This is a genomic window from uncultured Sulfitobacter sp., from assembly GCF_947502895.1.
Classification (GTDB): Bacteria; Pseudomonadota; Alphaproteobacteria; order Rhodobacterales; family Rhodobacteraceae; genus Sulfitobacter.
On the sequence record NZ_CANNBM010000003.1, the window covers coordinates 289,069 to 315,454 of the forward strand.

The 26,386-nt window shown below is 59.0% G+C and carries 22 protein-coding genes; 10 read left to right on the plus strand and 12 right to left on the minus strand.

Translation table 11 applies throughout. From position 1 onward, the window contains the following. The first annotated feature begins 1 nt into the window (after position 1). The 3 genes from glmS to Q0903_RS14470 are packed head-to-tail and all read left to right on the plus strand — an operon-like array spanning position 2 to position 3,049. A complete protein-coding gene (glmS, locus tag Q0903_RS14460) occupies positions 2-1,822 on the plus strand; it encodes a glutamine--fructose-6-phosphate transaminase (isomerizing) (RefSeq protein WP_299416619.1) in 1,821 nt (606 codons plus the stop codon). After that, positions 1,822-2,379: a pyridoxamine 5'-phosphate oxidase family protein gene (locus Q0903_RS14465; RefSeq protein WP_299023823.1), complete on the plus strand. Its 558-nt coding sequence runs from the start codon at positions 1,822-1,824 to the stop codon at positions 2,377-2,379. The genes glmS and Q0903_RS14465 overlap by 1 nt, the downstream gene beginning before the upstream one ends. Further along, on the plus strand, positions 2,372-3,049 hold the full coding sequence (locus Q0903_RS14470; RefSeq protein ID WP_299416623.1) for a DNA alkylation repair protein: 678 nt from the start codon (positions 2,372-2,374) through the stop codon (positions 3,047-3,049). The genes Q0903_RS14465 and Q0903_RS14470 overlap by 8 nt, the downstream gene beginning before the upstream one ends. 92 nt (positions 3,050-3,141) lie before the next feature. Here the strand turns inward: Q0903_RS14470 and Q0903_RS14475 are convergent, their stop codons facing one another. Then, positions 3,142-3,705 carry a hypothetical protein gene (locus Q0903_RS14475; RefSeq protein WP_299416626.1) on the minus strand — a complete coding sequence of 188 codons (564 nt, stop codon included), beginning with the start codon at positions 3,703-3,705 and terminating at the stop codon, positions 3,142-3,144. Between the two features lie 87 nt (positions 3,706-3,792). On the opposite strand from Q0903_RS14475, the gene moaA reads away from it, so the two are divergent. From moaA to Q0903_RS14490, 3 genes are read left to right on the plus strand one after another with little or no spacing between them, the layout of a single operon-like run. Beyond that, positions 3,793-4,800: a GTP 3',8-cyclase MoaA gene (moaA, locus tag Q0903_RS14480; protein WP_299023826.1), complete on the plus strand. Its 1,008-nt coding sequence runs from the start codon at positions 3,793-3,795 to the stop codon at positions 4,798-4,800. A gap of 6 nt (positions 4,801-4,806) precedes the next feature. Then, a complete protein-coding gene (locus Q0903_RS14485; RefSeq protein ID WP_299416629.1) occupies positions 4,807-6,084 on the plus strand; it encodes a 3-deoxy-D-manno-octulosonic acid transferase in 1,278 nt (425 codons plus the stop codon). Further along, positions 6,081-7,115, plus strand: coding sequence for a glycosyltransferase family 4 protein (locus Q0903_RS14490; protein WP_299023828.1), 1,035 nt, complete (start codon positions 6,081-6,083; stop codon positions 7,113-7,115). The genes Q0903_RS14485 and Q0903_RS14490 overlap by 4 nt, the downstream gene beginning before the upstream one ends. Positions 7,116-7,247: 132 nt before the next feature. Here Q0903_RS14490 and Q0903_RS14495 read toward each other — a convergent pair whose 3' ends face one another. The 6 genes from Q0903_RS14495 to Q0903_RS14520 all read right to left on the minus strand — a co-directional run bounded on the left by Q0903_RS14495 (position 7,248) and on the right by Q0903_RS14520 (position 14,742). Next, positions 7,248-8,411, minus strand: a complete 1,164-nt coding sequence (locus tag Q0903_RS14495; protein WP_299416632.1) for a M20 aminoacylase family protein — start codon at positions 8,409-8,411, stop codon at positions 7,248-7,250. A gap of 68 nt (positions 8,412-8,479) precedes the next feature. After that, positions 8,480-9,646 carry a M20 aminoacylase family protein gene (locus Q0903_RS14500; protein WP_299416634.1) on the minus strand — a complete coding sequence of 389 codons (1,167 nt, stop codon included), beginning with the start codon at positions 9,644-9,646 and terminating at the stop codon, positions 8,480-8,482. Between the two features lie 12 nt (positions 9,647-9,658). Continuing rightward, complete coding sequence (locus Q0903_RS14505) at positions 9,659-11,008, minus strand: FAD-binding oxidoreductase (protein ID WP_299027590.1); 1,350 nt, start codon at positions 11,006-11,008, stop codon at positions 9,659-9,661. A 25-nt stretch (positions 11,009-11,033) separates the two neighbouring features. Continuing rightward, a complete protein-coding gene (gene argE / locus Q0903_RS14510) occupies positions 11,034-12,197 on the minus strand; it encodes an acetylornithine deacetylase (protein WP_299416636.1) in 1,164 nt (387 codons plus the stop codon). Beyond that, complete coding sequence (locus Q0903_RS14515; RefSeq protein WP_299416638.1) at positions 12,194-12,904, minus strand: SDR family oxidoreductase; 711 nt, start codon at positions 12,902-12,904, stop codon at positions 12,194-12,196. The genes argE and Q0903_RS14515 overlap by 4 nt, the downstream gene beginning before the upstream one ends. A gap of 2 nt (positions 12,905-12,906) precedes the next feature. After that, positions 12,907-14,742, minus strand: a complete 1,836-nt coding sequence (locus Q0903_RS14520) for an ABC transporter ATP-binding protein (protein ID WP_299023833.1) — start codon at positions 14,740-14,742, stop codon at positions 12,907-12,909. Positions 14,743-15,094: 352 nt separating this feature from the next. On the opposite strand from Q0903_RS14520, the gene Q0903_RS14525 reads away from it, so the two are divergent. From Q0903_RS14525 to Q0903_RS14535, 3 genes are all read left to right on the plus strand, one after another. Then, positions 15,095-16,816 (plus strand): peptide ABC transporter substrate-binding protein, encoded by a 1,722-nt coding sequence (locus Q0903_RS14525; protein ID WP_299416640.1) that lies wholly within the window; start codon positions 15,095-15,097, stop codon positions 16,814-16,816. Between the two features lie 106 nt (positions 16,817-16,922). Beyond that, positions 16,923-17,990 carry an ABC transporter permease gene (locus Q0903_RS14530; RefSeq protein WP_299023835.1) on the plus strand — a complete coding sequence of 356 codons (1,068 nt, stop codon included), beginning with the start codon at positions 16,923-16,925 and terminating at the stop codon, positions 17,988-17,990. Beyond that, positions 17,983-18,963 carry an ABC transporter permease gene (locus Q0903_RS14535; RefSeq protein WP_299023836.1) on the plus strand — a complete coding sequence of 327 codons (981 nt, stop codon included), beginning with the start codon at positions 17,983-17,985 and terminating at the stop codon, positions 18,961-18,963. Before Q0903_RS14530 ends, Q0903_RS14535 begins: the two co-directional genes overlap by 8 nt. A gap of 144 nt (positions 18,964-19,107) precedes the next feature. Here Q0903_RS14535 and Q0903_RS14540 read toward each other — a convergent pair whose 3' ends face one another. The 4 genes from Q0903_RS14540 to Q0903_RS14555 form a co-directional block, all read right to left on the minus strand. Further along, a complete protein-coding gene (locus Q0903_RS14540; RefSeq protein ID WP_299023837.1) occupies positions 19,108-20,397 on the minus strand; it encodes a DUF3422 domain-containing protein in 1,290 nt (429 codons plus the stop codon). A 278-nt stretch (positions 20,398-20,675) separates the two neighbouring features. Next, positions 20,676-21,146: a hypothetical protein gene (locus Q0903_RS14545; protein ID WP_299416643.1), complete on the minus strand. Its 471-nt coding sequence runs from the start codon at positions 21,144-21,146 to the stop codon at positions 20,676-20,678. A gap of 213 nt (positions 21,147-21,359) precedes the next feature. Then, on the minus strand, positions 21,360-22,856 hold the full coding sequence (locus Q0903_RS14550; protein ID WP_299023839.1) for an NAD(P)(+) transhydrogenase (Re/Si-specific) subunit beta: 1,497 nt from the start codon (positions 22,854-22,856) through the stop codon (positions 21,360-21,362). A 12-nt stretch (positions 22,857-22,868) separates the two neighbouring features. Beyond that, positions 22,869-24,446, minus strand: coding sequence for a Re/Si-specific NAD(P)(+) transhydrogenase subunit alpha (locus Q0903_RS14555; protein ID WP_299023840.1), 1,578 nt, complete (start codon positions 24,444-24,446; stop codon positions 22,869-22,871). A 329-nt stretch (positions 24,447-24,775) separates the two neighbouring features. On the opposite strand from Q0903_RS14555, the gene Q0903_RS14560 reads away from it, so the two are divergent. Further along, the gene (locus Q0903_RS14560) at positions 24,776-25,528 is read left to right on the plus strand and encodes an SDR family oxidoreductase (RefSeq protein ID WP_299416645.1); all 753 of its coding nucleotides are present in this window, start codon (positions 24,776-24,778) and stop codon (positions 25,526-25,528) included. Positions 25,529-25,578: 50 nt separating this feature from the next. Here Q0903_RS14560 and Q0903_RS14565 read toward each other — a convergent pair whose 3' ends face one another. Continuing rightward, the gene (locus tag Q0903_RS14565) at positions 25,579-26,358 is read right to left on the minus strand and encodes a gamma-glutamyl-gamma-aminobutyrate hydrolase family protein (RefSeq protein WP_299023842.1); all 780 of its coding nucleotides are present in this window, start codon (positions 26,356-26,358) and stop codon (positions 25,579-25,581) included. Positions 26,359-26,386 lie beyond the last annotated feature (28 nt).

The following is a 26,386-nucleotide window of genomic DNA, read 5'->3' on the forward strand; positions in this document are numbered from 1 at the left end:
TATGTGCGGAATTGTAGGGGTCTTGGGCAATCACGAAGCAGCGCCCATTCTGGTAGAGGCGCTTAAGCGTCTGGAATATCGCGGCTATGACAGCGCGGGCATCGCTACCGTAAACAACGGCACGCTCGAGCGCCGCCGCGCGGTGGGCAAGCTGGTCAACCTTGGTGATCTTCTCGTGCACGAGCCGCTGGCAGGCAAATCAGGCATTGGCCACACCCGCTGGGCCACCCACGGCGAGCCGAACGCAAACAATGCCCACCCCCATCGCGCTGGCCCCGTTGCCGTGGTGCATAACGGCATCATCGAGAATTTCCGCGAATTGCGTGCCGAACTGGCCGAGCACGGGCTGACCCCCGCCACCGATACCGACACTGAAACCGTCGCAATGCTGGCCCAACACTTCATGTCACAAGGCCTGTCGCCAACAGAAGCAGCCATTCAAACACTGGGCAAACTGCATGGTGCATTCGCGCTGGCATTCCTGTTTGACGGCGAAGAAGACCTGATCGTAGCTGCGCGCAAAGGCTCACCACTGGCCATTGGCTATGGCGATGGCGAAATGTTCGTAGGCTCTGACGCGATTGCACTGTCGCCCATGACCGACCGCATCAGCTATCTTGAGGAAGGCGACTACGCGATCCTGACCCGCGCAGGTGCCTCTGTGTTCACTGCCGCTGGCGTGCCAGCCAACCGCGAAATCCGCAAAATCGAGATCAGTGCCACGCGGATCGACAAAGGTGGCCATAAACACTTCATGGCCAAAGAAATCGCCGAGCAACCAACTGTCATTGCCGAGGCGTTGGGCCACTATCTTAGCAAATCAGGCGAAATCCGCCTGCCCGACCCGCAGGTCGACTTTGCGAATGTAGACCGCATTACAATGGTCGCTTGCGGCACCGCATTTCTGGCCTGCCTCACAGCGAAATACTGGTTTGAACAAATCGCCCGCATCCCCGTCGAAGTCGATGTAGCATCCGAATTCCGTTACCGCGAACCGCCGATCCCTGCGCGCAATGTCGCACTGTTTGTCAGCCAGTCGGGCGAAACCGCAGACACCCTCGCAGCATTGCGTTACTGCGCGGGCAAAGCCGACAAAATCGTATCCGTGGTCAACGTCCCCGAAAGCTCCATCGCGCGCGAAAGTGATCTGGTCTTGCCCATCCACGCAGGCGTCGAGATCGGTGTGGCTTCCACCAAAGCGTTCACATGTCAGCTGACAGTACTTTTTGTGCTCGCGCTCAAAGCTGCGTCAGACCGTGGCGAAATCACCGACGAGCAGCGCCAGGACCACCTCGCCCAGCTGCGCCGACTGCCGGCGCTGATCTCCGAAGCGTTGGAGCAGAATGATAAAATCCGCGAAACTGCACGCAAGCTGGCATCTGCCCGTGATGTGCTGTTCCTCGGGCGCGGCCCACTCTACCCGCTGGCCCATGAAGGCGCGCTTAAATTAAAAGAAATCAGCTATATACATGCCGAAGCTTACGCATCAGGCGAACTGAAACACGGCCCCATCGCGCTGATCGATGAAGACATGCCGGTGGTCGTTATGGCCCCGCGCGACACCCTGTTCGACAAGACAGTCAGCAACATGCAAGAAGTGATGGCACGCAAGGGCAAGGTCATCCTCATTTCGGATCGCAAAGGTCTGGCCGAGGCAAGCATCGGGGTCTGGGACACCATTGAGATGCCCGAAGTCTCCGACGCTGTTGCGCCCATCCTCTATGCGATCCCTGCACAGCTGCTGGCCTATCACACGGCTGTCGCCAAGGGCACGGATGTGGACCAACCCCGCAACCTCGCCAAATCCGTGACGGTTGAGTAATGGCCAAGCAGTTTGATCATATCAGCGATGATCACCGTGCCTTCATCGCGGCGCAGCAAATGTTCTTTTGCGGCTCTGCCGCGCAGGACGGGCGGGTCAATATCTCGCCCAAGGGGATGGACAGTCTGAGGGTACTGGGGCCTAACCGCATCATCTGGCGCAACTTGACAGGGTCGGGCAACGAAACCGCCGGTCATCTTGCGCGCATCAACCGTATCACCCTTATGTGGTGCGGGTTCGAGACACGGCCGATGATCCTGCGCGCCTATGGCACAGCGCGCACCCTGCATCCCCGCGACGCTGAGTTTGAAGCCCTGAACGCACAGTTTCCGCCCGATTTGGGCGCGCGGCAAATCTATGATGTGAGCGTTGAGATGATGCAATCCAGCTGCGGATTTGCTGTGCCATTCTATGAGCACAAGGGCCCGCGAGAGGTGTTGAAGAACTGGAGCATCGACAAAGGCGAAGATGGTATCGCTTCCTATTGGGACACGCGTAACCGCACCACAATCGACGGGATGCCAACGCATATCCTGCCTGACACCACGGATGCATGAACCCTTCCTGACGGCCCTGCAGGCATTGGCCGACCCCGAGCGCGCCGCAGGCATGCGCAGCTATCATAAAGTCGACCGCACCTATCTGGGTCTGACCAATCCCCAGATTAACAATCTGGTGCAGGAATGGCGCGCAGCGCTTGAATTGCCCGACCGCATCGCACTGGCTACCGGTTTGTGGCGCACTGATATCTTCGAGGCGCGCGTGGCCGCCGCCAAGCTGCTGACCCAAGCACGTCTGCGCCCCGACGATCACGCCGCATGGCAACTGATTGCGGGATGGCACCGCGATTTTGACAGCTGGGCCATTGCTGATCACGCCTGCATGGCAGGCCAAAAGCGACTGGTCGCCGATCCCTCAAGGTTGGACCGTATCGAGGGTTGGACCCGATCCGAGCACATGTGGACGCGACGCGCTGCACTGGTCATCACCCTGCCATGGACCAAACAGAACAATCCAAAGACAGAAGAGCTTGCCGCCCGCGAGCGTATTCTTGGCTGGGCCGCGACATATACCGCTGATCCCCAATGGTTTATCCAGAAATCAGTTGCATGGTGGCTGCGCGACCTTGGCAAACGCGACCCTGAGCGAGTGCGCGCATTTCTGGCAGCACACGGTGACAAGATGAAGCCCTTTGCCCGCAAGGAAGCCCAGCGGCTGCTGAAATAAACGCTACTGCCTGCGCCTTTGGTTGGCTGCGGGATTGAGTTTACAGGAAAAATAAAGAAGCGGACATGTCGCGTAGATCGCTGGCGGGGGTGCTATCCGTCCAGCGTCACGTCCAGTTCGGTCAATTCTGTAAGGGATGCTTCGATCAGGCGCATGGCGGGCAACGACAAACGGCTGCCGCCGTTAGCTGGCCCGTCAATAGGGATCAGTGTTACGGCAGAGGATTTGCCATTGGCCTTGTTGGTGACCCGCCCGCTTGTTTCGGTCTTGACCAAAGGTGTTTTCAACCAGAACCCCGGCTCGGTCGGGCTGCCGAGGCTGGCGACGGTTGTGCCCAGCAGTTTGGATGTCTGCGCAGGCGCTGCGGGTGCAGCAGCCTTGGCGCGCTGTTCTTTGGTTGTCGTGTCCAGCGCCTCTTGGGTCTTGGCCGCTTTGGGGGGCGGCGGGGCGGCAGTGAGGACAGGGTCAGGCTTTACCGCTGCCACATCAGCATCCGTTGCTTGCGGCAGATCGGGTGTCGCTGCTGCCTCACCTGTCTGTGTAGCTGTCGGCGCAGGCGCACCTGTATCCTCGGGCTGGCCCAGCCCAAGCTGTGCACACCCGCTAACAAATAGGGCGGCGGCGATTGCGGTAAGGGGATGTGTAATGCGGATCATGCCCTATCAGTAATTCAGCTTGGCCCTGGGTCCAACCCCCTCAAATCGCGCTTGCTCCTTATCGGCACGCTCTATACCACTTGTGGCATGAATGCTCCGCTGATTGATCCTTTCGCCCGTGCCATCACATACCTGCGCGTCTCAGTGACAGATCGCTGCGATTTCCGCTGTGTTTACTGCATGTCCGAGAATATGACCTTCCTGCCCAAGCGCGAATTGCTCACGCTGGAGGAGCTGGACCGCATGTGTTCCACCTTCATCGGGCTGGGCGTGCAAAAGCTGCGCATCACCGGCGGAGAGCCGCTTGTCCGTCGTGGGATCATGACGTTCTTTGACGGGATGAAACGGCATCTGGATGCGGGAACCCTCAAAGAGCTGACACTAACCACCAATGGCAGCCAGCTGGAGAAATACGCAGCCGACCTCTATGCTGCCGGTGTGCGCCGCGTGAATATCTCGCTCGATACGCTGGACGAGGCGAAATTTGCCGAAGTCACCCGATGGGGCCGCCTGCCACAAGTGTTGCGCGGGATCGACGCTGCACAGGCCGCTGGCCTTCGGGTGAAAATCAACGCTGTGGCGTTGAAAGGGTTCAACGAGCCCGAGCTGGCGCAAATCACCGAATGGTGCGCTGCGCGCGACATGGATTTGACGTGGATCGAGGTCATGCCGATGGGCGATATCGGCAACGAAGACCGCCTGGATCAATATTGGTCGCTCAAAGATGTGCGCGCCAAATATGCCGAACACTACACCGTCACGGATCTGGCCGAGCAGACAGGCGGCCCTGCGCGGTACGTGCGCCTTGAAGAAACCGGTCAGAAGATCGGGTTCATCACACCGCTCAGCCATAACTTCTGCGAAAGCTGCAACCGTGTGCGTCTGACCTGCACAGGCGAGATTTACCTCTGTCTTGGTCAGGAAGACAGTGCCGATCTGCGCGCGCCTCTTCGTGCCCACCCTGATGACGATCGCCCGCTTGAAGAAGCCATACGCGCGGCAATCGGCCTGAAACCCAAGGGCCACGATTTTGACTATTCGCGCCAGACTGCTGGCGGTCAGATGCCCCGCCACATGAGCCATACAGGCGGCTGACGCCCCATGCGTACCCCATTGCTCTATCACCTCTACGTTGTGCTTGGCATGGCGCTGATACCGTTTGTTGCCCGCAGTACAACGGCCAAACTGCGCAAAGCCGGAATGCCCGCCCACCGCGCCCATGAACGGCTCGGCCACGCAACCCACGACCGCCCTCAAGGCACGTTGATCTGGTTTCATGCCGCCAGTGTAGGCGAAAGCCTGTCTGTACTGGCATTGATCACCCGCATGGGTGCAGCCCTGCCAAATGCGCATTTCCTCATCACCTCTGGCACCGCCACCTCTGCCACACTGATCGCACAACGCATGCCGCCGCGCTGCATGCATCAATTCGCCCCGCTGGATTCCGCAGGCCCGCTCAAACGGTTTCTGAAACACTGGCGACCCGATGCCGCCGTCTTTGTCGAAAGCGAGCTTTGGCCCCAAATGCTGCGCCGCACCCATGCCACCGGCGCCACAATGGCGCTGGTCAATGCCCGCCTGTCAGAGAAATCCGTTGCAGCCTGGGCCAAACGCCCCCGCCTTGCTGCCTACTTGCTAGAAGTATTTGATCTTATCCTGACCCAAAACGATGCCATGGCCGAAGCGATGGTGCGCATGCATGCCCCTGCCCCCCGCGTGGCGCGTGGCCAGAACCTCAAGTCTTTCGCAGGCCCGCTGCCCAGCGACGAAGACCTGATCTTCGAGGCGCGTGCCGTTTTGGGCCACCGCCCCGTTTGGGTCGCCGCCTCCACCCATGCAGGCGAAGAACAGATCGTTCTGGCAGCACATAAGCGGCTGCGCGAAACCCATCCCGATCTCCACTTGATCCTTGTGCCCCGCCACCCCGAACGTGGCGCAGAAGTGCTGCAACGCATCGCCGATGCGGGGCTGGAATATTCCCGCCGCAGCCGTGGCGAACTGCCCGGCGGTGCAGTCTATCTGGCCGATACATTGGGCGAGCTTGGCAATTGGTTCGCGCTCAGCGATATCGTATTCCTCGGCGGCTCGCTGCTGCCCATTGGCGGGCATAACCCTTTCGAGGTGGCACAATCGGGGTCCATGGTGCTGTCGGGCAACCATGTGTTCAACTTTGCCGAGACGTTTTCCGCAATGGAGGCAGCAGGCGCCGCGCGAATCGTGGCAGACGCGGATGATCTCGCCGCCCAGATCGACACCTTGCTGCGCGACCCGCAGGCACGCGCAAAGGCCGTCGCCGCCGCGCAGACCTTCGCCACCGCCGAAACTGCAAAACTCGATACAATTGCAACCTGCCTGATCAACGCGCTGAGGCTGTCATGACCGATTTTTCCAACATTCAGGTGATTGCGCCAAATTTCAAACGCCGTCTGTCTGGGGTCACAGCCACCATCGTAAGGCTTGTCCCTGTTCAGGCCCGCGACATCGGTATCGTGGCCACCGGCCCCGTGATGCCACCCCATGTCCCGCAAATTCCCCTGCGTGCATTAATCACCATGCCGCGCCACCCTACCCGTGTCTGGCATGCGCGCCGGAATGTTGAAATGATCGGCGGACTGGCCCTGAAATACCTGTTGGGCAAACGGCTCAAGCTGGTGTTCACCTCCGCCTCCCAGCGCAAACAGACAGGCCTCACCCGCTGGCTGATCCGCCGCATGGATGCTGTTGTAGCGACCTCCGAAAAAACCGCCAGCTATCTGGAAAACCCCGCAAAAGTCATCATGCACGGCATTGATCTGGAGGGGTACTCCCCGCCAGCAGATCGCGCCGCTCTGCGCACAAAACTCGGGCTGCCGGCAGACGGCCTGCTGATCGGTTGCTACGGGCGCATCCGCCGCTCCAAAGGCACAGATCTGTTTTATGCTGCCATGGCGGGTGTCAACAAATGCTTCCCCGCCCACGCCCTCATCATGGGCCGCGCGGTTCAAAAGGACCAAAAGTTCCTGCAATGGATCAAGGACGGCGTGGCCGAAACCGACTTTGCAGAACGCTTCCATTTCCTGCCCGAAGTGCCGGTCGAAAATATGGCCGACTGGTACCGTGTCCTTGATCTCTATGTAGCACCCCAACGCTCCGAGGGCTTCGGCCTCACCCCGATCGAGGCCATGGCCTGCGGTGTCCCCGTCGTCGCCACCCGCGTCGGCGCGTTCGAGCAGATCGTCACACCGGATACAGGTATGCTCGTCGACCCCGACGACTCCGCCAAACTGATGGACGCAATATGCGAAGCCTTCGAGCCACCCCACCCAATCGAACAATGGGCCAAAAACGCCCGGCCCCATGTAACTGAACACTTTTCGATAGAACGCGAGGCCCAAAGCCTCATAGATCTCTACCGCAAACTGCTCGACTAACCCCACACCAACACAAGCGAAAAGGGCAGCGCATCATGCACCACCCTCTCCAACCGGCTTCTTTATTTTTCCTATAAACTCAATCCTGCAAGCACCAAACAGCGCAGCAGTTGCAAGTTCAGGACCATCCCGTCAGCCCGCAGGCATCCGCTGTTCCACAATCCCGGCCCACCAGCTGCATCCCGCAGGAATCACATCGTCGTTAAAGTTATACAACGGGTGATGCACCATCGCCGTGTCGCCATTGCCTACAAGGATATAGGCCCCCGGACGCGCCTCCAGCATAAAGGCGAAATCCTCGCCCCCCATCACCAAAGGTGCCTCGGCACAATCACCAGAAACCGAGCGCGCGACTTCGGCGGCAAATTCCGTCTGCTCTTCGTGGTTAACCATCACAGGGTAGTTGCGGTGATACGTCACCCGCGCCACCGCCCCCATCGCTGCGGCAATGCCGCTGCAAATCTCGTTCACCCGCTTGTCTGCCAGATCACGCAGCTCCAGCGACATCGTCCGCACAGTGCCCTTCAGATGCACCTTTTGCGGGATCACATTATATGCGTTGGAAGATGTCTCGAACGAGGTGATCGACACCACGATATTGCCCACTGGATCGGCATTACGGCTCACTATGGTCTGCAAGGCTGTCACAATCTGGCTGGCGATCACAGTGGTATCGACGGTCTCGTTGGGCTTGGCCGCATGGCCGCCCAATCCCTCGATCTCGATGTCCAGCAGGTCTGTCGCGGCAAAAAACGGGCCGGGGCGGATGGCAAAGCTGCCCTCGGACATGCCGGGCCAATTGTGCATGCCGTAGACTTCCTGAATGCCCCAACGGTCCATCATCCCGTCATCACACATCTCTTTGCCGCCGCCGCCGCCTTCTTCGGCGGGCTGGAAAATCACCACAGCCGTGCCGTCAAAATTTCGCGTCTCCGCCAGATACTGCGCAGCCCCCAGCAGCATGGCCGTGTGCCCGTCATGGCCGCAGGCATGCATCGCACCATCGGTCTTGGAGGCATATTCCACCCCTGTTTCCTCATGGATCGGCAGCGCATCCATATCCGCGCGCAGCCCCACGACCTTGCCAGAGGCCACGCTGCCCCCCTTGATCACCCCCACAACACCGGTACGGCCAATCCCCTCGACCACTTCGTCACAGCCGAACGAGCGCAGCTTTTCAGCTACAGTGGCAGAGGTGCGGTGCGTCTCGAACAAGATCTCGGGGTGTTCATGCAGGTCGCGCCGCCATGCGGTGATATCGCTGTGCAATTCGGCAAATCGGTTCTTTACGGGCATTGTCGTTCCTTCAAAAGCAACATTTATAACAGGGATTTAGGGCATTGCCTGCCAATATCCAAGCGGCATTACGCGGTGGGCATCCGCCGCTCGACCACTTCGGCAAACCACGAACATCCCGCAGGGATCGCGTCGTCGTTGAAATTATACTCGGGGTGATGAACGGTCGCACCGGCGCCATTGCCCAGCATGATATAGGCACCAGGGCGCTCTTCGAGCATGTAGGAAAAATCCTCACCTGCCATTATGGGCGGTGTGGCGCGATCAACACCGGGGCTGACCACCTCGGCGGCATCGGCTGCATAGACTGTCTCGTCCGCGTGGTTGACGGTTACGGGATAGCCGCGATCATAATCCACCTTCGCCACACACCCATGGGCACGGGCCGTCAGATCAACGATTTCTTCCAGCCGTTTTTGCGCCAGATCGCGCACAGTCTTGTCCAATGTGCGCACCGTACCACGCATGGTCACACGGTGCGGAATGATGTTGAACGCCTCACTGTCCGACCGCAGCACACAGACCGACACAACAACCTGCGCCAACGGGTCCACATTGCGCGATGCAATCGACTGCAAGGCGACGATCACATGGGCAGCTGCCAGATTGGGGTCAATCGCCTCATGCGGGGCCGCCGCATGGCCGCCCTGCCCTGTAATGATGATCTCGAATTCATCCGTGGCCGCAAGCAGCGCGCCCTCGCGGATGTGAAAGCTGCCCACCTCCGCACCAGGCATATTGTGCAGCCCGTAGACCTCGTCGATGCTCCAACGCTCCATCAGGCCGTCCTTGCACATTTCAAGACCGCCACCCCCGCCCTCTTCGGCGGGTTGAAAGATCAGCACAACGCGCCCGTCAAAATTGCGCGTCTCTGCCAGATATTGCGCCGCGCCCAGCAGGATCGCCGTATGCCCGTCATGGCCGCAGGCGTGCATCTTGCCGGGGTTCTTGGAGGCATACTCCAGCCCCGTCGCCTCCTCAATCGGCAGAGCATCCATATCAGCACGCAGACCTACGGTGCGCCCCGATGTATTTGTCCGCCCCTCGATCACGGCAACAACACCCGTCTGGCCGATACCCGTCGTAATATCCGTGATGCCAAAACCGCGCAGCTTGTCTTCTACGAATTTCGCCGTCTCATGCACGTCGAATTGCAGCTCGGGATATTGATGCAGGTGCCGCCGCCATCCGGTGATCTCGGGATGCATTTCGGCAAAACGGTTTTTGATCGGCATTTATTCCATTCCCTATACGTTCGGTCCGGGGACCATTTCTGTTCCATCGGCAAATCGGCCCAGTCGAAAGCGCGACAGGTCATAACCCGCACCGCGCCCTGCCGCCATATCCGCCAGCACACGGCCCATCGCAGGACCGATGCCAAAGCCATGCCCGCTCATCCCTGTGCCAATAATCAAGCCGTCGATGGGCGCGTAATCTACCACAGGCACGATGTCGGGCATGGTATCTATCATCCCCGCCCACGCAGCCTTGATCCTGACCCGTCCCAACTGCGGGAACATAGCGGCAAAATCGCGCGCCAGTTTAGCAATCCGCTGGGGGCTTGGCTTGGGGTCCAGCACGCGCATCCGCTCAAACGGGGTAACATCATCGGCCTGCCAGCGCCGCGCAGTTCCCCACGCATCGGGATAGTCTTTGGGCGCGGCAGGATACAGCATGCAGCCCAGCGGATCAGCCTTCAACTGGTTGAGGTATTTCGGAAACGCCCGAAACGCATCAGGCCCGACATACAGATCAGGCGCACCCGAAGGAGCCAGCGTATAGCCCCCGTCACTGCGCCGCCGAAAGGCCAGACGCTTGGCCGATCCCGCCGCTTGGCCCACATCCGCCACAGGCTCGGTCGCGGCGACCTGACTGCGCACGGACAACTGCGGCATCGCCACGCCATGATTGCGCAAGAACAGCGCCGACCACGCCCCGCCCGCCAGCACCACACGCGGCGCGGCAATGCGCCCCTTTTCGGTCACAACACCTGCAACTTTGCCATCCGTAATATCCAGACAGCGCACCGCGCAATGCTCGATAATCTGCACACCCGCACGCTCGGCAATTTCTGCCATGGCTGGCACCGCCACCCAAGGCTCTGCGCGATAATCGCTGGCGGTATGCAGCGCGCCCAAGGGCGCATCCGTCAGACCGGGATACATCACGGCAATCTCGGCTTGGCTCAGCATCCGGCTGTTGACGCCGTTGGCGGCGGCATGGGGCAACCATCGCTCGAAACTCTCCAGCTTGGCGGGGGTCTGGGCCAGATAGGTTACACCCGCTTGGGTCAGGCCAATCTCTTCGTTGGTCTCGCGTGACAACTCCTGCCAAAGGCGCTGCGCCTCTGCCATAATGGGCATCTCCGCAGGGTCGCGCCCCTGTTGGCGTATCCAGCCCCAATTGCGGCTTGATTGCTCTGCTGCGACCAGCCCTTTTTCCAGCACCACCACACGCGCACCACCACGCGCGGCATAAAGCCCAGTACAAATACCAATGATCCCGCCGCCTATCACCACCAGATCAGCGGCCTCGGGCAGCACGCTTTGATAACGTGGCGCTTGGGCGACGCTGATGGGAAATCCGCGGCTCATCATAGCCTCGATGCTCGCAGTACAGTCCTCACAAAGACAGGCGCTCCACCAGTTTTCGCATGAAATCATGGCCGGCGTTGAACTGCGATATCTCAATGAACTCGTTAGGCTGGTGCGCCTGTGCAATACTGCCCGGACCACAGATCACGGCGCTGTACCCCGCATCCTGAAACTGCCCCGCCTCGGTGCCATAGCTGACCTTGTGGCTTGCATTGTCGCCTGTGATCTGGCGCACCAGCGTTTCTGCCTCGCCGTCCTGCTCGGGCTGCAAGGGCGGCACATCGAACTTGGGCGTAATCTCGATCCGCGTATCAGCCACTACCGATTGCATCGCTGCTTCAACCTCACGCACTTTCTCCAGATAGGCGATCTTCCACTTTTCCTTGTCCTCCCCCGGGACCACGCGGAAATCCATGCCGAAAATGCAATCCTTGGCGGTGATGTTATGGGCGGTTCCACCCTCGATCATGCCCACATGCACCGTGGTAAAGGGCGGATCGAACATTGCGGCCACGTCTGTGGGCTTGGCGGCCATGTTCAGCGTGTTCTGCTCGTTGGCCCATTCAATCAACTTGGCCCCCGCCATGATCGCATTGACACCCGTGTGCAGCAGCGAGGAATGGACCTCGTACCCGATAACATGGGTGTGAAAGCCGCTGCCGCCCTTGTGACCAGTCACCGCCTGCATATCCGACGGCTCGCCCACGATAACGGCACTGCCTTTCGGCACCACACCCTGCATCGCAGCAATCATCGGTGGTGCACCGGTGCAGCCTACTTCCTCGTCAAAGCTCAGCGCGATCTGCAAGGGGCGTTTCACACCCGCATAATGCGCCTCCACCAGCGCCCAAAGCGCCAGCGCGTCAAAGCCTTTCATATCACAGGTGCCGCGCCCGTAGTATTTGCCGTCTTTCTCGACCACCTCGTAAGGGTCGGTGTCCCACGGCTGGCCGTCCACGGGCACCACATCCGTATGGCCTGACAGCACAATCGCGCCTTCCACCTCTGGCCCGACATGGGCAAAGAGCGCATGCTTGGGCTGGTCGGGATCGACATAGCGGTGCGCGGCAATGCCGTGGCTGTTCAGATATTCCTCAACCCAGTCGATCAGCGGTATGTTGGTATCCCGCGACACAGTGGGAAAGCTGATGAGTTTGGTCATCAATTCCAGCGGGGTCATTCGGTCGGTCACAGTCGGTATCCTCCTGAAACGGTGAGAACTTCACCGGTAATGGCGCGTGCTTTGTCGCTTGCCAGAAATGAAACGGCATCGGCAATATCTGATGGCTCGGCCAGTTGGCCAAGGGCCGTCATGTCCAAAAACGCTTGGGTCAGGGCCGCATCGCGGGGCGCTTCGGGGATGTTCACCGCCCCTGGCGCTACCGCATTTACCCGAATACCGCACGGCCCCAACTCCTTGGCCATCGCGCGGGTCCACAGATCAAGCGCTGCCTTGCTGGCCCCGTACATAGCCGCCCCTTTCGGTGGCAACACAGCGTTGACCGAGGATATCCCGATCACGCAGGCACCGCGCCCCAGATGTGGCAATGCCGCCGCCAACACCCCATGCGGGGCAAGCACGTTCACGTCGAAATTGGCGCGCAAAGCATCATGGTCAAAGCTGTCCACTGGCGAGCCTGCGATGATGCCCGCGTTGTTCACTATCAGATCAAGACGGCCATACCGCGCAATAACAGCATTGATGATGCGCTCATAGCTTTGCGGATCGCGCAGATCAGCCTCGATCGCCATCATACCATCCGATAGCGCCTCGGGCGTGGTTGTTCGATGCGTAATCGCTACATCGTAGTCGGCAGACAGTGATGCTGCAATCGCGCGCCCGATGCCGCGCGCAGCACCCGTCACAAGAGCAACTTTTCTGGACGCGCTTTGCGTCACGCCTAGTACCCGCTGTCGGTAATCAACACTTTATGCCCTTTGCCCAAATCGCGATAAACGCTTGGCTCAGCCACATAGCTGATGGGGTGGATCGGTGACGGGATGGGTTTGAAGTTCAAATCCTTCTCCGCCTTGCGCTTGCGCGGATCGGCAATCGGCACAGCCTTCATCAAGGCTTGGGTGTAAGGGTGCGCGGGGTTCTCGAACACCTCGCGGCGCGGCCCCAGCTCCACGATGCGGCCCAGATACATGACGCCGACATAATGGCTCACCCGCTCCACCACAGCCATATCGTGGCTGATAAACAGAAAGCTAAGCTCCATCTCGGCCTGCAATTCCATCATCAGGTTCAGCACCTGCGCCTGCACCGACACATCCAGCGCGCTCACCGCTTCGTCCGCGATGATCAGCTTGGGGTTCAGCGCAAGCGCGCGCGCAATCGCCACACGCTGACGCTGCCCGCCAGACAGCTCATGCGGGAAGCGGCGCATAAAGCTACGCGGCAACTCCACACGGTCAAACAGCATCTCGACCCGCTCGGCCACAGCAGCGCCTTTGAGCGTCTGGTAGTTGTGGATAGGCTCGGCCACCTGATCCGACAGGTTCATCTGCGGGTTGAGGGAGGCAAAGGGATCTTGAAAGATCATCTGCATGTCCAGACGTGCCGTCCGCAGATCTTGGGTGTTCAGCGCCATGATATCTTTGCCGCCGACATTCACTTCACCGCTCATTGGCTCTACCAAGCGCAAGATGGAGCGCCCTGCCGTGGATTTGCCGCAACCACTCTCGCCAACAAGGCTAAGCGTTTGGCCCTTGTTGATGGTAAACGACAAATCTTCCACGGCATGAACATTGGCCACAGTACGGCGCAGCAAGCCGCCCGTAACGGCAAAACGCGTGGTCAGGTGGTTGACCGTCAACAGAACCTCTTCTGTGCCTTTGATCGGCACAATGGGCTTGTCCTCGCTGCCCAGCAGCTTCATCGGTTCGGGATAGTCCTTGCCCGTCATCTCACCCAGTTTCGGCACGGCGGCCAGCAGCGCCTTGGTATAGGGGTGCTGCGGATTCTCGAAGATTTCCTCAACCGTGCCTTCTTCTACTTTGTTACCGCGGAACATAACGACCACACGGTCCGCCATCTGTGCCACCACAGCCATGTCATGCGTGATGAACATCACCGCCGTGCCTGTCTCACGCTTGAGACGGTCCATCAGCGCCAGAATTTCAGCCTGAATAGTCACGTCCAGCGCCGTTGTCGGCTCGTCCGCGATCAGCAGACGCGGCTCACAGGCCAGCGCCATGGCAATCACCACACGCTGGCGCATCCCGCCGGACAATTCGTGCGGGTATTGCGTCAGGCGCTTTTTCGGCTCTGGAATACGCACCTGCGTCATCAGTTCCAGCGCACGCGCCTCGGCATCGGCCTTGCTCATGTTTTTGTGCAGGCGCAACCCTTCGGTCAGCTGCTTGCCGACGGTGAACACAGGGTTCAACGCCGTCATCGGCTCCTGAAAGATCATCCCGATCTCGTTGCCGCGGATGCCGCGCATATCGTCTTGGGTTGTGTCAGCCAGATCAATTGCCGCAGCCCCCTGCCCGCGATCAAACATCAGCTTGCCTGCCGCAATCTCGCCGCCACCAAATTCCACCAATCGCATCAGCGACAACGACGACACCGACTTGCCCGAGCCTGATTCCCCGACCACGCAGACTGTCTCTCCGGGGTGGATGTTGAACGATACATCCTCGACCCCCACAACGGGGCCGTCTTTTGTCTGAAATTCAACGCGCAGGCCATCAATACGGGCAATGGGCGCTTTGGTGGAATGATCAAGCATGACGGTCCTTTCAGGTGCCAGCCTACCACCGCATGGCAGGCTCAGACGTCAGGCTATGCGCAAGCATCAGCCGCGTCAAACGCTGACCGATGCCCGATGTCACAGCACACCCCGATAAAAAGTACAGCGGGTGAATTTTCAGCACAAAACTAGGCTCAACAGGCTTGCATTTCCCCAGAAACCTGTTTCGATAAGGACATGCGCTTTGGGGGTGCGGATAGGCTGTCTGATGTATGCAACCACGCGTTGAAACGGTGGGCGACATTTCCGAAATCCCGAAACGACAAAAGAGGCTGGGCACAGCCCAACCCAACACGTGGCACCGCAAAGTGTGTCCAACAAGGAGTATGATATGAAAATGAGAACCCTATTGATGGGTGCGATTGCGACTAGCGCATTTGCCCCCGTTGCATTCGCGGATGGCCATTCCGGCGAACGCGGTCGCGACGGCGATGTAAAAGTGCTGTATTGGCAGGCGCCCTCCATCCTCAACCCGTTCCTGTCGGGCGGTACCAAGGATGTCGAATCCTCCTCGCTCATTATCGAGCCGCTCGCGCGCTACACCGAAACAGGTGCCATGGTGCCTTGGCTGGTTGACGAAGTCCCCACAGTCGCCAATGGCGGCGTGTCCGAGGATCTGACCAGCATCACATGGAAGATTTCCGAAGGCCTGACATGGTCTGACGGCACGCCTTTCACCTCCGCTGACGTTAAATTCACGGCCGAATACTGTATGCACCCCGAAGGCGGTTGCGCACAGGGCGCCAAGTTTGACGGTGTTGAAAGCGTTGAGGCGATTGACGATCTGACCGTCAAAGTCACATTCGACAGCCCCAAGCCAAACCCCTACGGCCCCTTCGTTGGCGGTGAAAGCCCCATCATTCAGGCCGCTCAGTTCGCAGAATGCCTCGGCGCGCGCGCGCCCGAGTGTACTGACGCCAACTTCAACCCCGTCGGCACAGGCCCGTTCAAGGTTGTCGAGTTCCGTCCGAATGACGTAATCACGCTGGCTGCAAACGAAAACTTCCGCCATGAAGGCAAGCCTGCCTTCGCCACGATGACGTTCAAAGGCGGCGGCGATGCGGCTGCTGCGGGCCGTGCGGTTCTGGAAACAGGCGAGTTTGACTATGCTTGGAACCTCCAGCTGGCGCCCGACGTAATCGCCAAAATGGAAGAAGCAGGCAAAGGTGTCGCGATTGCAGGTTTCGGCCCGCTGGTCGAGCGTTTGGAAATGAACCTGACCAACCCGTCACCCGATCTGCCACCAGAGACACGCTCCACCGTGGCCGAGCCTCACCCCTTCCTCTCCGACTTCAACGTGCGCAAAGCATTGTCGATGGCCATCGACCGTGAATTGCTGACCGAAGTAGGCTACGGCAAAGCAGGTAAGCCCACCTGTAACCTCGTGCCCGCACCCGCACTCTATAACTCCGACAATACAGAGTGCCTGACACAGGACCTCGACGGTGCAAAAGCACTGCTGGACGAGGCTGGCTGGGTTGACAGCGATGGCGACGGCGTACGCGACAAAGACGGCGTCAAGCTCTCCATCCTCTACCAGACATCCACAAACGCTGTACGTCAGGATTTCCAGGCGCTCATCAAAGACTGGTGGGAGCAGATCGGCGTAGAGACAGAGCTGCGCAACCTCGACGGTTCCGTGTTCTTTGGCGGTGACCCAGGTTCGCCCGATACGTTCCAGAAGTTCTACGCAGACGTAGAAATGTATGCGAACACCTTCAACGGCACAGACCCGCAGGCGTATCTGTCGGCCTACCGTTGTGGCAACGAGCCAAAGCCATCCAGCCAGTGGCAGGGTGAGAACATCAACCGCTTCTGTGATCCAGCCTATGACGCCCTGCTCGACGAGCTGGCAGCAACAGGTGACATCGAAAAGCGCGGCGAAATCGGCCGTAAGCTGAACGATATGATCACAAAAGACACGATGACAATCGTGCCGCTGGTCAACCGTGCCCGCGTCTCCGCACATTCCAACAGCCTTGGTGGCGTTGTGCTGAACGTATGGGACTCCGAGCTGTGGAATGCAGCCGACTGGTACCGCATGAAGGAATAAAGGGTGCGGCGGGGGTCTCCCCGCCCCTCCGATGTTCTACGCGGGCGGGGGTACATCCCCCCGCCCACTCCCTCTCTGTCAGACTGATAACTAAAGGCGCCGCTAGATGCTGAATTTCACCATCCGACGACTGGTCCTCTCCGTTCCGACGCTTTTATTCATCAGCCTCGTGATCTTTATGCTGCTGCAACTCGCCCCCGGTGATCCGATGGCGCAGGTGCCGCTGACGGTTCCGCCGGAGGTAAAGCAGAAAATGCGCGAGGCTCTCGGCCTCGGCGCACCCGTGCACGTCCAATACCTCAAATGGCTCTACCAGTTCTTTATCGTCGAGCCGTCAGTGTTTATCGACCACCTGACTGCCAACAGCTTCCTGTTCGGCTGGCTGCCCGACACCCAGCTTTCAATGAGCATTGATCCAGTCACAGGCCAACTGGAGCAAACCCAGCGCGTCATCAGCTGGCAAACCCGTAGCCCGGTGATGGATATCGTGATCCAGCGCATGCCACAAACCCTCTGGGTCGTGGGCCTCAGCTATGTGGTCGGTATCCTCATTGCTATTCCCATCGGCATCTATTCGGCCTACCGCCACTATTCGGTTTTCGATCAGGCAGGCACGTTCATCACGATGGTCGGCTTCTCCATCCCGCCTTTTTTCACAGGCCCCCTGCTCATCGTTATCTTCTCCGTCACACTGGGCTGGCTCCCGTCGATCTATGACACCACACTGGTCGTCAACAGCTGGGAGACATTCAAAACGCAATTCTTGCAAATGATCATGCCGGTGATGGTGCTGGCCCTGCAAACCACCGCCCAGATCAGCCGCTACATGCGCTCTGCCATGCTCGACAACCTCAATCAGGACTACGTCCGCACCGCACGCGCCAAAGGCCTCAAGGAAAGCGTGGTTGTCATGGTGCATGTGCTGCGCAACTCCATGATTCCTGTTGTGACGGTGATCGCCCTCGGAATGCCCGCCATCTTTGGTGGCGCGATCATCACTGAAAACGTGTTCAAGGTGAACGGCATCGGCCAATTGCTGCTCACTGCCCTGTTTGCAAACGATCTTCCGATGGTGATGACCCTCACTTTCATCTTTGCCATCCTCATCGTTCTGTTCAACCTCATCGCCGATATCCTCTACGGCGTGCTTGACCCAAGGATCCGCTATGACTGATCAAGCCTCCGAGGTCGAAGTTTTCGGCGCACTCAAAGACAAAGAACCCTCCAAACCACCGCGCAGCCAATGGCGCGATGTCTGGGACCAGTTCCGCAAACACAAAGGCGCAGTCTTTGGTGGCGGCTTCCTCATGTTCATCACATTGGGTGTCCTGCTGGGCCCCTACCTGTGGGATATAGAGCCGACCAAACTGGATATCCGCAACAAAAACTGGCGCCCGATCTACACATTGCTCTGGGATGATAGCGTCAAGGCTGGCTGGGCACACCCCTTCGGGACCGACCAGCTGGGCCGTGATATTCTTGCCCAAATGATATACGGGGGCCGCGTCTCGATGGCGGTTGGTTGGTCTGCAATGATCCTCGCCTTGCTCATCGGAACAGCTGTCGGTGTCGCTGCAGGCTACTTCAAGCGCGCCGATTTCATCCTGATGCGCTTTACCGATCTGGTTCTGTCCCTGCCAATCCTGCCGCTGGTGCTGCTGGCTGTGACCCTGTTCCGTCAACCGCTCACCAAATTCTTCGGCTCCCCCGAGGCAGGCATGTTTGTGCTCATCGTGTCGGTGATCGCCCTCACCTCATGGATGCAAACGGCCCGCATCGTGCGCGGCGATATTCTGGCGCTCAAAGAACGCGAGTTCATCCTCGCCGCCCGCTCCATCGGATCAACCAGCGGCAAAATCATCCGCCGTCACCTGTTGCCCAACGTGATCTCGCCTATCATGGTCTCCGCGACGCTGGGCCTCGCCACCGCAATCATCACAGAATCCGCTCTCAGCTTTCTGGGCGTTGGCTTCCCGTCGGATTTCCCCACATGGGGCAAACTGCTGTCAGACGCGGTGGACCGCATGCAGGAATACCCCGAGCGGGTCTTGCTACCGGGCATCCTGATTTCGCTCACCGTGCTCAGCGTGAATTACCTCGGCGACGGCCTGCGTGACGCGCTAGACCCCCGCATCCGCGGACGCTAAAAAACAATCGGACCGCGCAGCATTTGCCGCGCGGTCCCTTTCTTTATTTTTCCAATAAACTCAATCCCACAGCAGCCCCGCAGGCAAGCAGCTACAATAGTGCCGCAGCACAGCGAGGAGCGCCCGAAGGGCAGCGAGGAGCCACTATTCAATGTGCTGGCGCAATCGCCGCACAGCCGCCCACACCAGCAGCACAACGGGAAGTGTCACAAAAGCTGTCAACAGCCCCTTGCTCACCCCCATGACCTCGCCCAGCGGGTACAACAAATACCCCGCCAGCGAGACAGCGTAATAGCTGATCGCCACCACCGACAACCCCTCAACCGTCTTTTGCAGCCGCAGCTGCAAATCCGCCCGCGTGTCCATACTCTCAAGGATCGACTGGTTCTGCGCCGATCGCTCCACATCCACACGCGTCCGCAACAAGTCTGACGCCCGCAACGCACGTGCCGACATCCGCTCCAAACGCCGCTCCATCGAAATCACGGTCCGCATTGCAGGCTCATACCGGCGCATCATGAACTCTCCAAACCCCTGCCGCCCCTCGAACCGCTCTTCGCGCAGCGCCGCAATCCGCTCGTCCACAATTGCCTTGTAGGCCGCCGTTCCCGCAAACCGGAACGACGTCTGGGCGACCACATTTTCCAATTCCACCGAGACGTCCAACAACGCGTTCAGCGTTTCTTCGGGGCGCATCTCCTGCGCACTCATCTTCGCCATCAGGTCACTGATCCGGCGATCCATTTCGCCGACCTGCCCGCCAATCTCGCGCGTCAGGGCAAACCCCAGCATCGACATTGTCTTGTAAGTCTCGATCTCCAGAAGACGCTGAATGATGCGCCCTACGCGCCGCGTGCCCGTCTGCTCGGGCACAAAGACTGCAAACCGCGTGTGCCCCGCAGGATCAATTCTGAAATCACTGGCCACCACTGCGGCACCGTCCAGCACCTGACCCACCGCTAGGCTCTCCGGAACAAACCATTCGCGCAGTTGCTCCAGCATCGGTTCGGACTTGCGCGCCATCGGCATCAGGCGCAGCAAGCTCGACGTAAGCCGCTGTCCCGGCGCCGCATCCAGCCAATGGGCCGGAAAAACATCAAACTCCGCAGGATCAAACGGTCGTCCGCTCAATTCACTGCTAAAGGCCGTGTAAGTCACAAACTCGGTGTGCTGCTCCCATTTGAGATGGAATTTGCCCATCTCGCCGTAATAATGCGTTGCATCGCGGTCCGGTAAAGGCGCGCCATAATGCTTGAGCAATGCCACCAGATGCTCCATGTCCGCGCCGCGGTCACGGTCCCGCGCCGCCGCATCCCCCGCCTGTTTGATCGCCAGAAACGAAACGACTTGCGGTGATCTGATGTTGGGAAACGGTCGGGCGTGTAATTCCCCCGTCAGGGCATAACGCAACGGGTGATCGGTGATGGGGGCCATGTCTCTTGTCCTTTGCGGGCGTCCTGCCCCTCTTTGGCCCAATACCGAGCCGCTGCACAACGTAGAATAGCCCGCGTTGAAAACAAGTTACGGGTACGCAGGTATACTTTTCCACCTATCGGAAATGCCCCGCATCAAAAATTGTATCAGCCACCGCCCTGACCACCCTCTGCTCCTTGATCCGCTGGCACCGCGCGCAGGCCCGACAGCAGCAGCCTGAATTTGCGTACCCGTGTGCGGTACACGCATTTTCAAACCTGTGTGCGGTAAACGCATTTTCAAACCTGTGTGCGGTAAACGCACAACGCCCGCCCCAGAAAAACGCCCGACACAAACCCGATAATGAAACCAAAAACCCCCTGAAACGCCGACGCCGCCAAAACCGCAGGCGCAACCTGAGCCAGAAACCGCAGCACAAAATTGCTCAGAAATACGGTCATTAACAAAAACAGGGTCACAGGCTCCCCCGCGACTTCGATGCGGCTGCCCTCCCGCGACAAAGTCCAGTTGCCCTGCCAGTTAAAGCCCGACCATCCTCCTGCACAAAACGCGATAGCAAACACCCCCCATATCCATCCTCCTGCAGGGAGTGCGGCGATACTGGCGAGACTGAGCAGGCTCAGAAACGGCAACATATACATTGCAATCACAGGCATCACGCGACGGTGCCGTGCGCGCAGTCCCAGAACCAAAAGGCCAATAAACAAGAGAGGAACCCAGACAGGGATACTGGTGAGAATTTGTGTCATGTGATGCAGTCCTTCATATGCATGGAATCGATGTCACCACCACGCCATGCGCCACCCTGCCTTCACCAGCCACAATACGTGAACGCCCAACCTCGCGCGCAGACGCCATTCACGAAGCGCCAATAACACCCGTACAAATGCAAAACGCCCCACCATTTCTGGCAGGGCGCTTGCGTTGCATATGCCTTGGCGGGGCATCGCCCCGATGGCAGATCAATCGATCATCGGCAGCAGCTTATCCAGCGACGCTTTTGCATCCCCATAGAACATGCGCGTGTTCTCTTTAAAGAATAGCGGGTTCTCGATACCGGAATATCCCGTACCCTGCCCGCGCTTGGACACGAACACCTGCTTGGCCTTCCAGCACTCCAGAACCGGCATGCCGGCGATGGGGCTGTTAGGATCATCCTGTGCGGCAGGGTTCACGATGTCATTGGACCCGATTACAATCGCCACGTCGGTGGTGGGGAAGTCATCGTTGATCTCGTCCATCTCCATCACGATGTCATAGGGCACCTTGGCTTCGGCCAGCAGCACGTTCATGTGTCCAGGCAAACGGCCCGCAACAGGGTGAATGGCAAACCGCACATTCTTGCCCTGCGCCCGCAGCTTTTTGACCAGATCGCTGACGGCTGACTGCGCCTGCGCCACAGCCATACCATAGCCAGGGATGATGATGACACTATCGGCCTCGTTCAAGGCCTGCGCCACACCATCGGCCTCGATGGCGATCTGCTCGCCCTCAACGGCCATCTGCTCGCCTGCTGGGCCACCAAAGCCACCCAGAATGACCGAGACAAACGAACGGTTCATCGCCTTACACATGATGTAGGACAGGATCGCACCGGACGAGCCGACCAACGCACCAACCACGATCAACAGATCGTTGCCAAGGCTGAAACCAATCGCCGCCGCAGCCCAGCCAGAATAGCTGTTAAGCATGGATACAACCACCGGCATATCCGCGCCGCCGATGCCCATGATCAGGTGATAACCGATAAACAGCGCCAGCAGTGTCAGCAGTACCAGCGTCCAGCTGCCTGCACCCGAAAGATACATAATCGCAAACAGCAGCGACAGACCCGCAGCACCGGCATTCAGCAGATGCCCACCCGGCAGCTTGGCTGCCGATGTGTCTACCTTACCCGCCAGCTTGCCATAGGCGATGATGGACCCCGTAAAGGTCACAGCACCAATCCAGATGCCCAGCACCAGCTCGACCCGCAAAATGCCGATCTCGACCCCGGTTTTCTTGGCGATGAGCTGCCCGAACGAGGACAATCCCTCATAGGTCGCCGCAGGCAGACCGACGGCAGTGTAGCCATTCGGCCCGACTGCGCCAAAGACCTGACCCGCCTCTTCGTAAAGCCCTGCAATATCGTTGATCATCAGATCCGCGTTGAACCCGACAAATACCGCAGCCAGACCAACAAGGCTGTGCATAATTGCCACCAGTTCAGGCATCTGCGTCATTTGCACTTTGGTGGCCAACTGATAGCCAACAGCCGCGCCCGCCGCGATCAGGATCAGCGACAGCAGCCACAACCCCTGACCAGGCCCGATCAGCGTGGCGACAACCGCAATGGCCATGCCCACGATACCGTACCAAACAGCACGCTTTGCACTTTCCTGACCGCTAAGCCCGCCCAGTGACAAAATGAAAAGAACCGCCGCAACCGCATAGGCCGCAATTGTAAATCCGTATTCCATGTGACCTGTCCTTTAAGATTTCTGGAACATGGCGAGCATGCGCCGTGTCACGAGGAAGCCGCCAAAGATGTTGATGGAAGCCATGAAAATGCCCAGCGCCGCCAGCAGCGTGATCAGAAACGAACTCGACCCGATCTGGATCAGCGCGCCAAGGATAACGATAGACGAAATCGCATTGGTCACCGCCATCAGCGGAGTGTGCAGGCTGTGCGCAACGCCCCAGATGACCTGAAATCCGATAAACACCGACAGGATGAACACGATAAAGTGCTGCATAAAGCTGGCTGGTGCGATCAGCCCGACCGACAGCAGCAACGCGCCACCAACAGCCAGCAGGATCACTTGATTTTTCGTCTGTGCCTTAAACGCAGCTGTCTCGGCCGCGCGCTTTTCTTCCGGCGTCAGCTCTTTGGGCGCGGCAGGTTTGTTTTTCTGCTGCGCAATCGCGTTCACCTTGGGGGGTGGCGGCGGGAAGGTGACTTCTTTCGCGTGGGCAATCGTCGCCCCGCGGATGACGTCGTCTTCCATGTTGTGGTTTATAACACCGTCTTTTTCAGGTGTCAGATCGGTCATCAAATGACGGATATTGGTTGCGTACAGCGTTGAGGCCTGCGCGCCCATCCGGCTGGGGAAATCGGTATAACCGATGATCGTTACACCATTCTTGGTGACGATCTTTTCGTCCATGACCGTCTGCTTACAGTTACCACCCTTCTCTGCCGCCAGATCCACAATCACCGAGCCGGATTTCATCGCCGCAACCATATCTTCGGTCCACAGCTCTGGTGCCTCGCGGTTCGGGATCAACGCGGTACAAATCACGATATCGACTTCCGGGGCCAACTCGCGGAATTTGGCCAGCTGCGCCTCGCGGAATTCAGGAGAGGACACAGAGGCATAGCCGCCTGTTACCGCACCGTCCTGCTGCTCTTCCTCGAAATCGAGGTAAACGAATTCGGCACCCATGCTTTCGACCTGCTCGGCCACTTCGGGGCGCACGTCAAACGCCAGCGTGATCGCGCCCAGCGAGGTAGACGTACCAATCGCTGCCAGACCTGCAACACCCGCACCGATCACCAGCACTTTTGCAGGCGGAACTTTACCCGCTGCCGTAATCTGACCCGTAAAGAAACGGCCAAAGTTGTTACCAGCTTCAATAACAGCGCGGTAGCCTGCGATATTGGCCATCGACGACAGCGCGTCCATTTTCTGCGCGCGCGAAATACGCGGGATCATCTCCATCGCGACAACAGTGGCGCCCTTTTTGGCAGCCGCCTGCATGTGCGCTTCATCCGCAACAGGGCTGAAGAACGAGATAAGCGTCTGGCCTTCGCGCAGCTTTTTCATCTCGCCAGCGTCAGGGGCGCGCACTTTGGCAACCACATCCGCCGCTTTCCACAGGGCAGCGGCGGTTTTCACCACCTCCACGCCTGCCGCAGCATAGGCCGCATCATCAAAACCGGAGGCATGTCCCGCTCCCGCTTCGATCAGGCACTCATGCCCCAGTTTTTGTAGTTGTAGCGCACTGTCAGGCGTCATCGCCACGCGGCGCTCGCCTTCGAATACCTCTTTAGGTGTCCCGATCTTCACTCAAAATCTCCCAAAATTGCGTTTGGTGCCGAAACTGGCGTGTCGCAGATAATGCTTGGACCTAGCGCGCAGGTCCCCGACAAACAAGCGCTGCACCTGCATAATGCGCAGTCTTGTGCAGCTTTTTTGACCAATGCGACGAAAACAACTTATATTTAATGCACTTTAATGCATCGAAACAATATTTCACGCGCGCCACTCCATACGCAACATTGCATCGCACACGCAAAACAGAATCACCCGCTCTGCCGTGACGTTAAAACCGCGCCCTCTATCCGCCGCCCAGCACCCTGCCTACACTCACACTCTAAAATAAGGGAGAGAGACAAATGACACTGCAGGAAAAACACGCACTGATTACGGGCGGCGGCACAGGCATCGGCCTTGCTATCGCGCAAATGCTGGTTGCGCGCGGCGCGCACGTCACCATCACTGGGCGCCGACAAGAGGTTCTCGACGAGGTGGCCACAGACGGAATGACGCCCTTGGCGATGGATGTGCAGAACGAAGCAGACGTGATTGCCAAAATCGCGGCCGCCGTCGAGGCGCATGGCCCGATCCAGATTTGTGTACCGAACGCGGGCCTCGCCACAGGCAAAGCCGCGCACAAAACCGACATGACATTCTGGCGCGACATGATGGCGACCAATCTCGATGGCGCGTTCCTTACAATCCGCGAAAGCCTGAAATCCATGCAGACCACCGATTGGGGCCGCGTGATTGCCGTGTCCTCCATGGCAGGGCTCAAAGGGTTGCCGGGGGCTGCGTGTTATTCGGCCTCAAAACACGGGATGATCGGCCTCATCCGGTCACTAAGCGAGGAGTACATGGGCAAGCCCTATACCTTTAATTCGCTCTGCCCCGGATACGTGGACACCCCTATCGTGACCCGCAACACCAAATCCATTTCGGAACGTGCAGGCATTTCCGAAGAAGACGCGCGTAACATGATGGTCAAGGCAAACCGCCACAAGCGCCTGATTACAGTGGATGAAGTTTCGGCCGCTGCTGCTTGGCTGGTTGGCGAAGGCTCGGGCAGTATCAATGGTCAAAGCATCGAAATCGCAGGCGGCATGATGTAGCTGCCCAGCGCACAGCAGAGCGGCGGGGTCATCCCACGCCGCTTTGCTCTCTATACTGCGCGGGCTACCGCCGTAGGGCGTGCGCCAGCGGCCCAGTCGCGTGCCGCAGCACCGAATGCCTCGAACAACGGGCGCGACACAGGATCTTTCGCCGCCTCGTATTCAGGGTGCCACTGCACAGCGAGGGTGAAACCCGCAGCCCCCTCGACATAAATCGCCTCTGGCGTGCCGTCCTCCGCATGGCCGTCGACAACAATGCGTTGGCCTGCGGTTTTGATGCCTTGGCCATGCAACGTATTGGTCCGCACAACCTCGGCGCCCATCACACCATGGAACACACCGCCTTTTGTAAATCGTACATCGTGGCGCAGCTCGAATTTCTCTTCCATCGTCCCATCGGGTGGCATGCGGTGGTTCATCCGGCCTGGCAGATCGCGGATTTCGGGGTACAGCGTGCCGCCCATGGCAACATTCACTTCCTGAAATCCGCGGCAAATGCCGAATACGGGCTGGCCCACTGCCACACAGGCGCGCACCAGTTCCAACACAACCTTGTCGCGCGCACGGTCAAACTCGCCGTGTGCAGGCGTTTCTGCCTCGCCGTATTCCTCGGGATGCACATTGGGCCGACCACCTGTCAGCAGAAAACCGTCACAACAGTCCATCAACTCGCCGACGGACACCAAATCAGGGCACGACGGCACCAACATCGGCATACAGCCCGACACCTCCGCCACAGCGGTAGAGTTCATGACCCCGCCCGCATGCACAGGATACTGGTCGTTCAACAGATAGCTGTTGCCGATAATGCCAATCACAGGCCGACCCATTACACTACTCCCCGACAAATTGATGGGT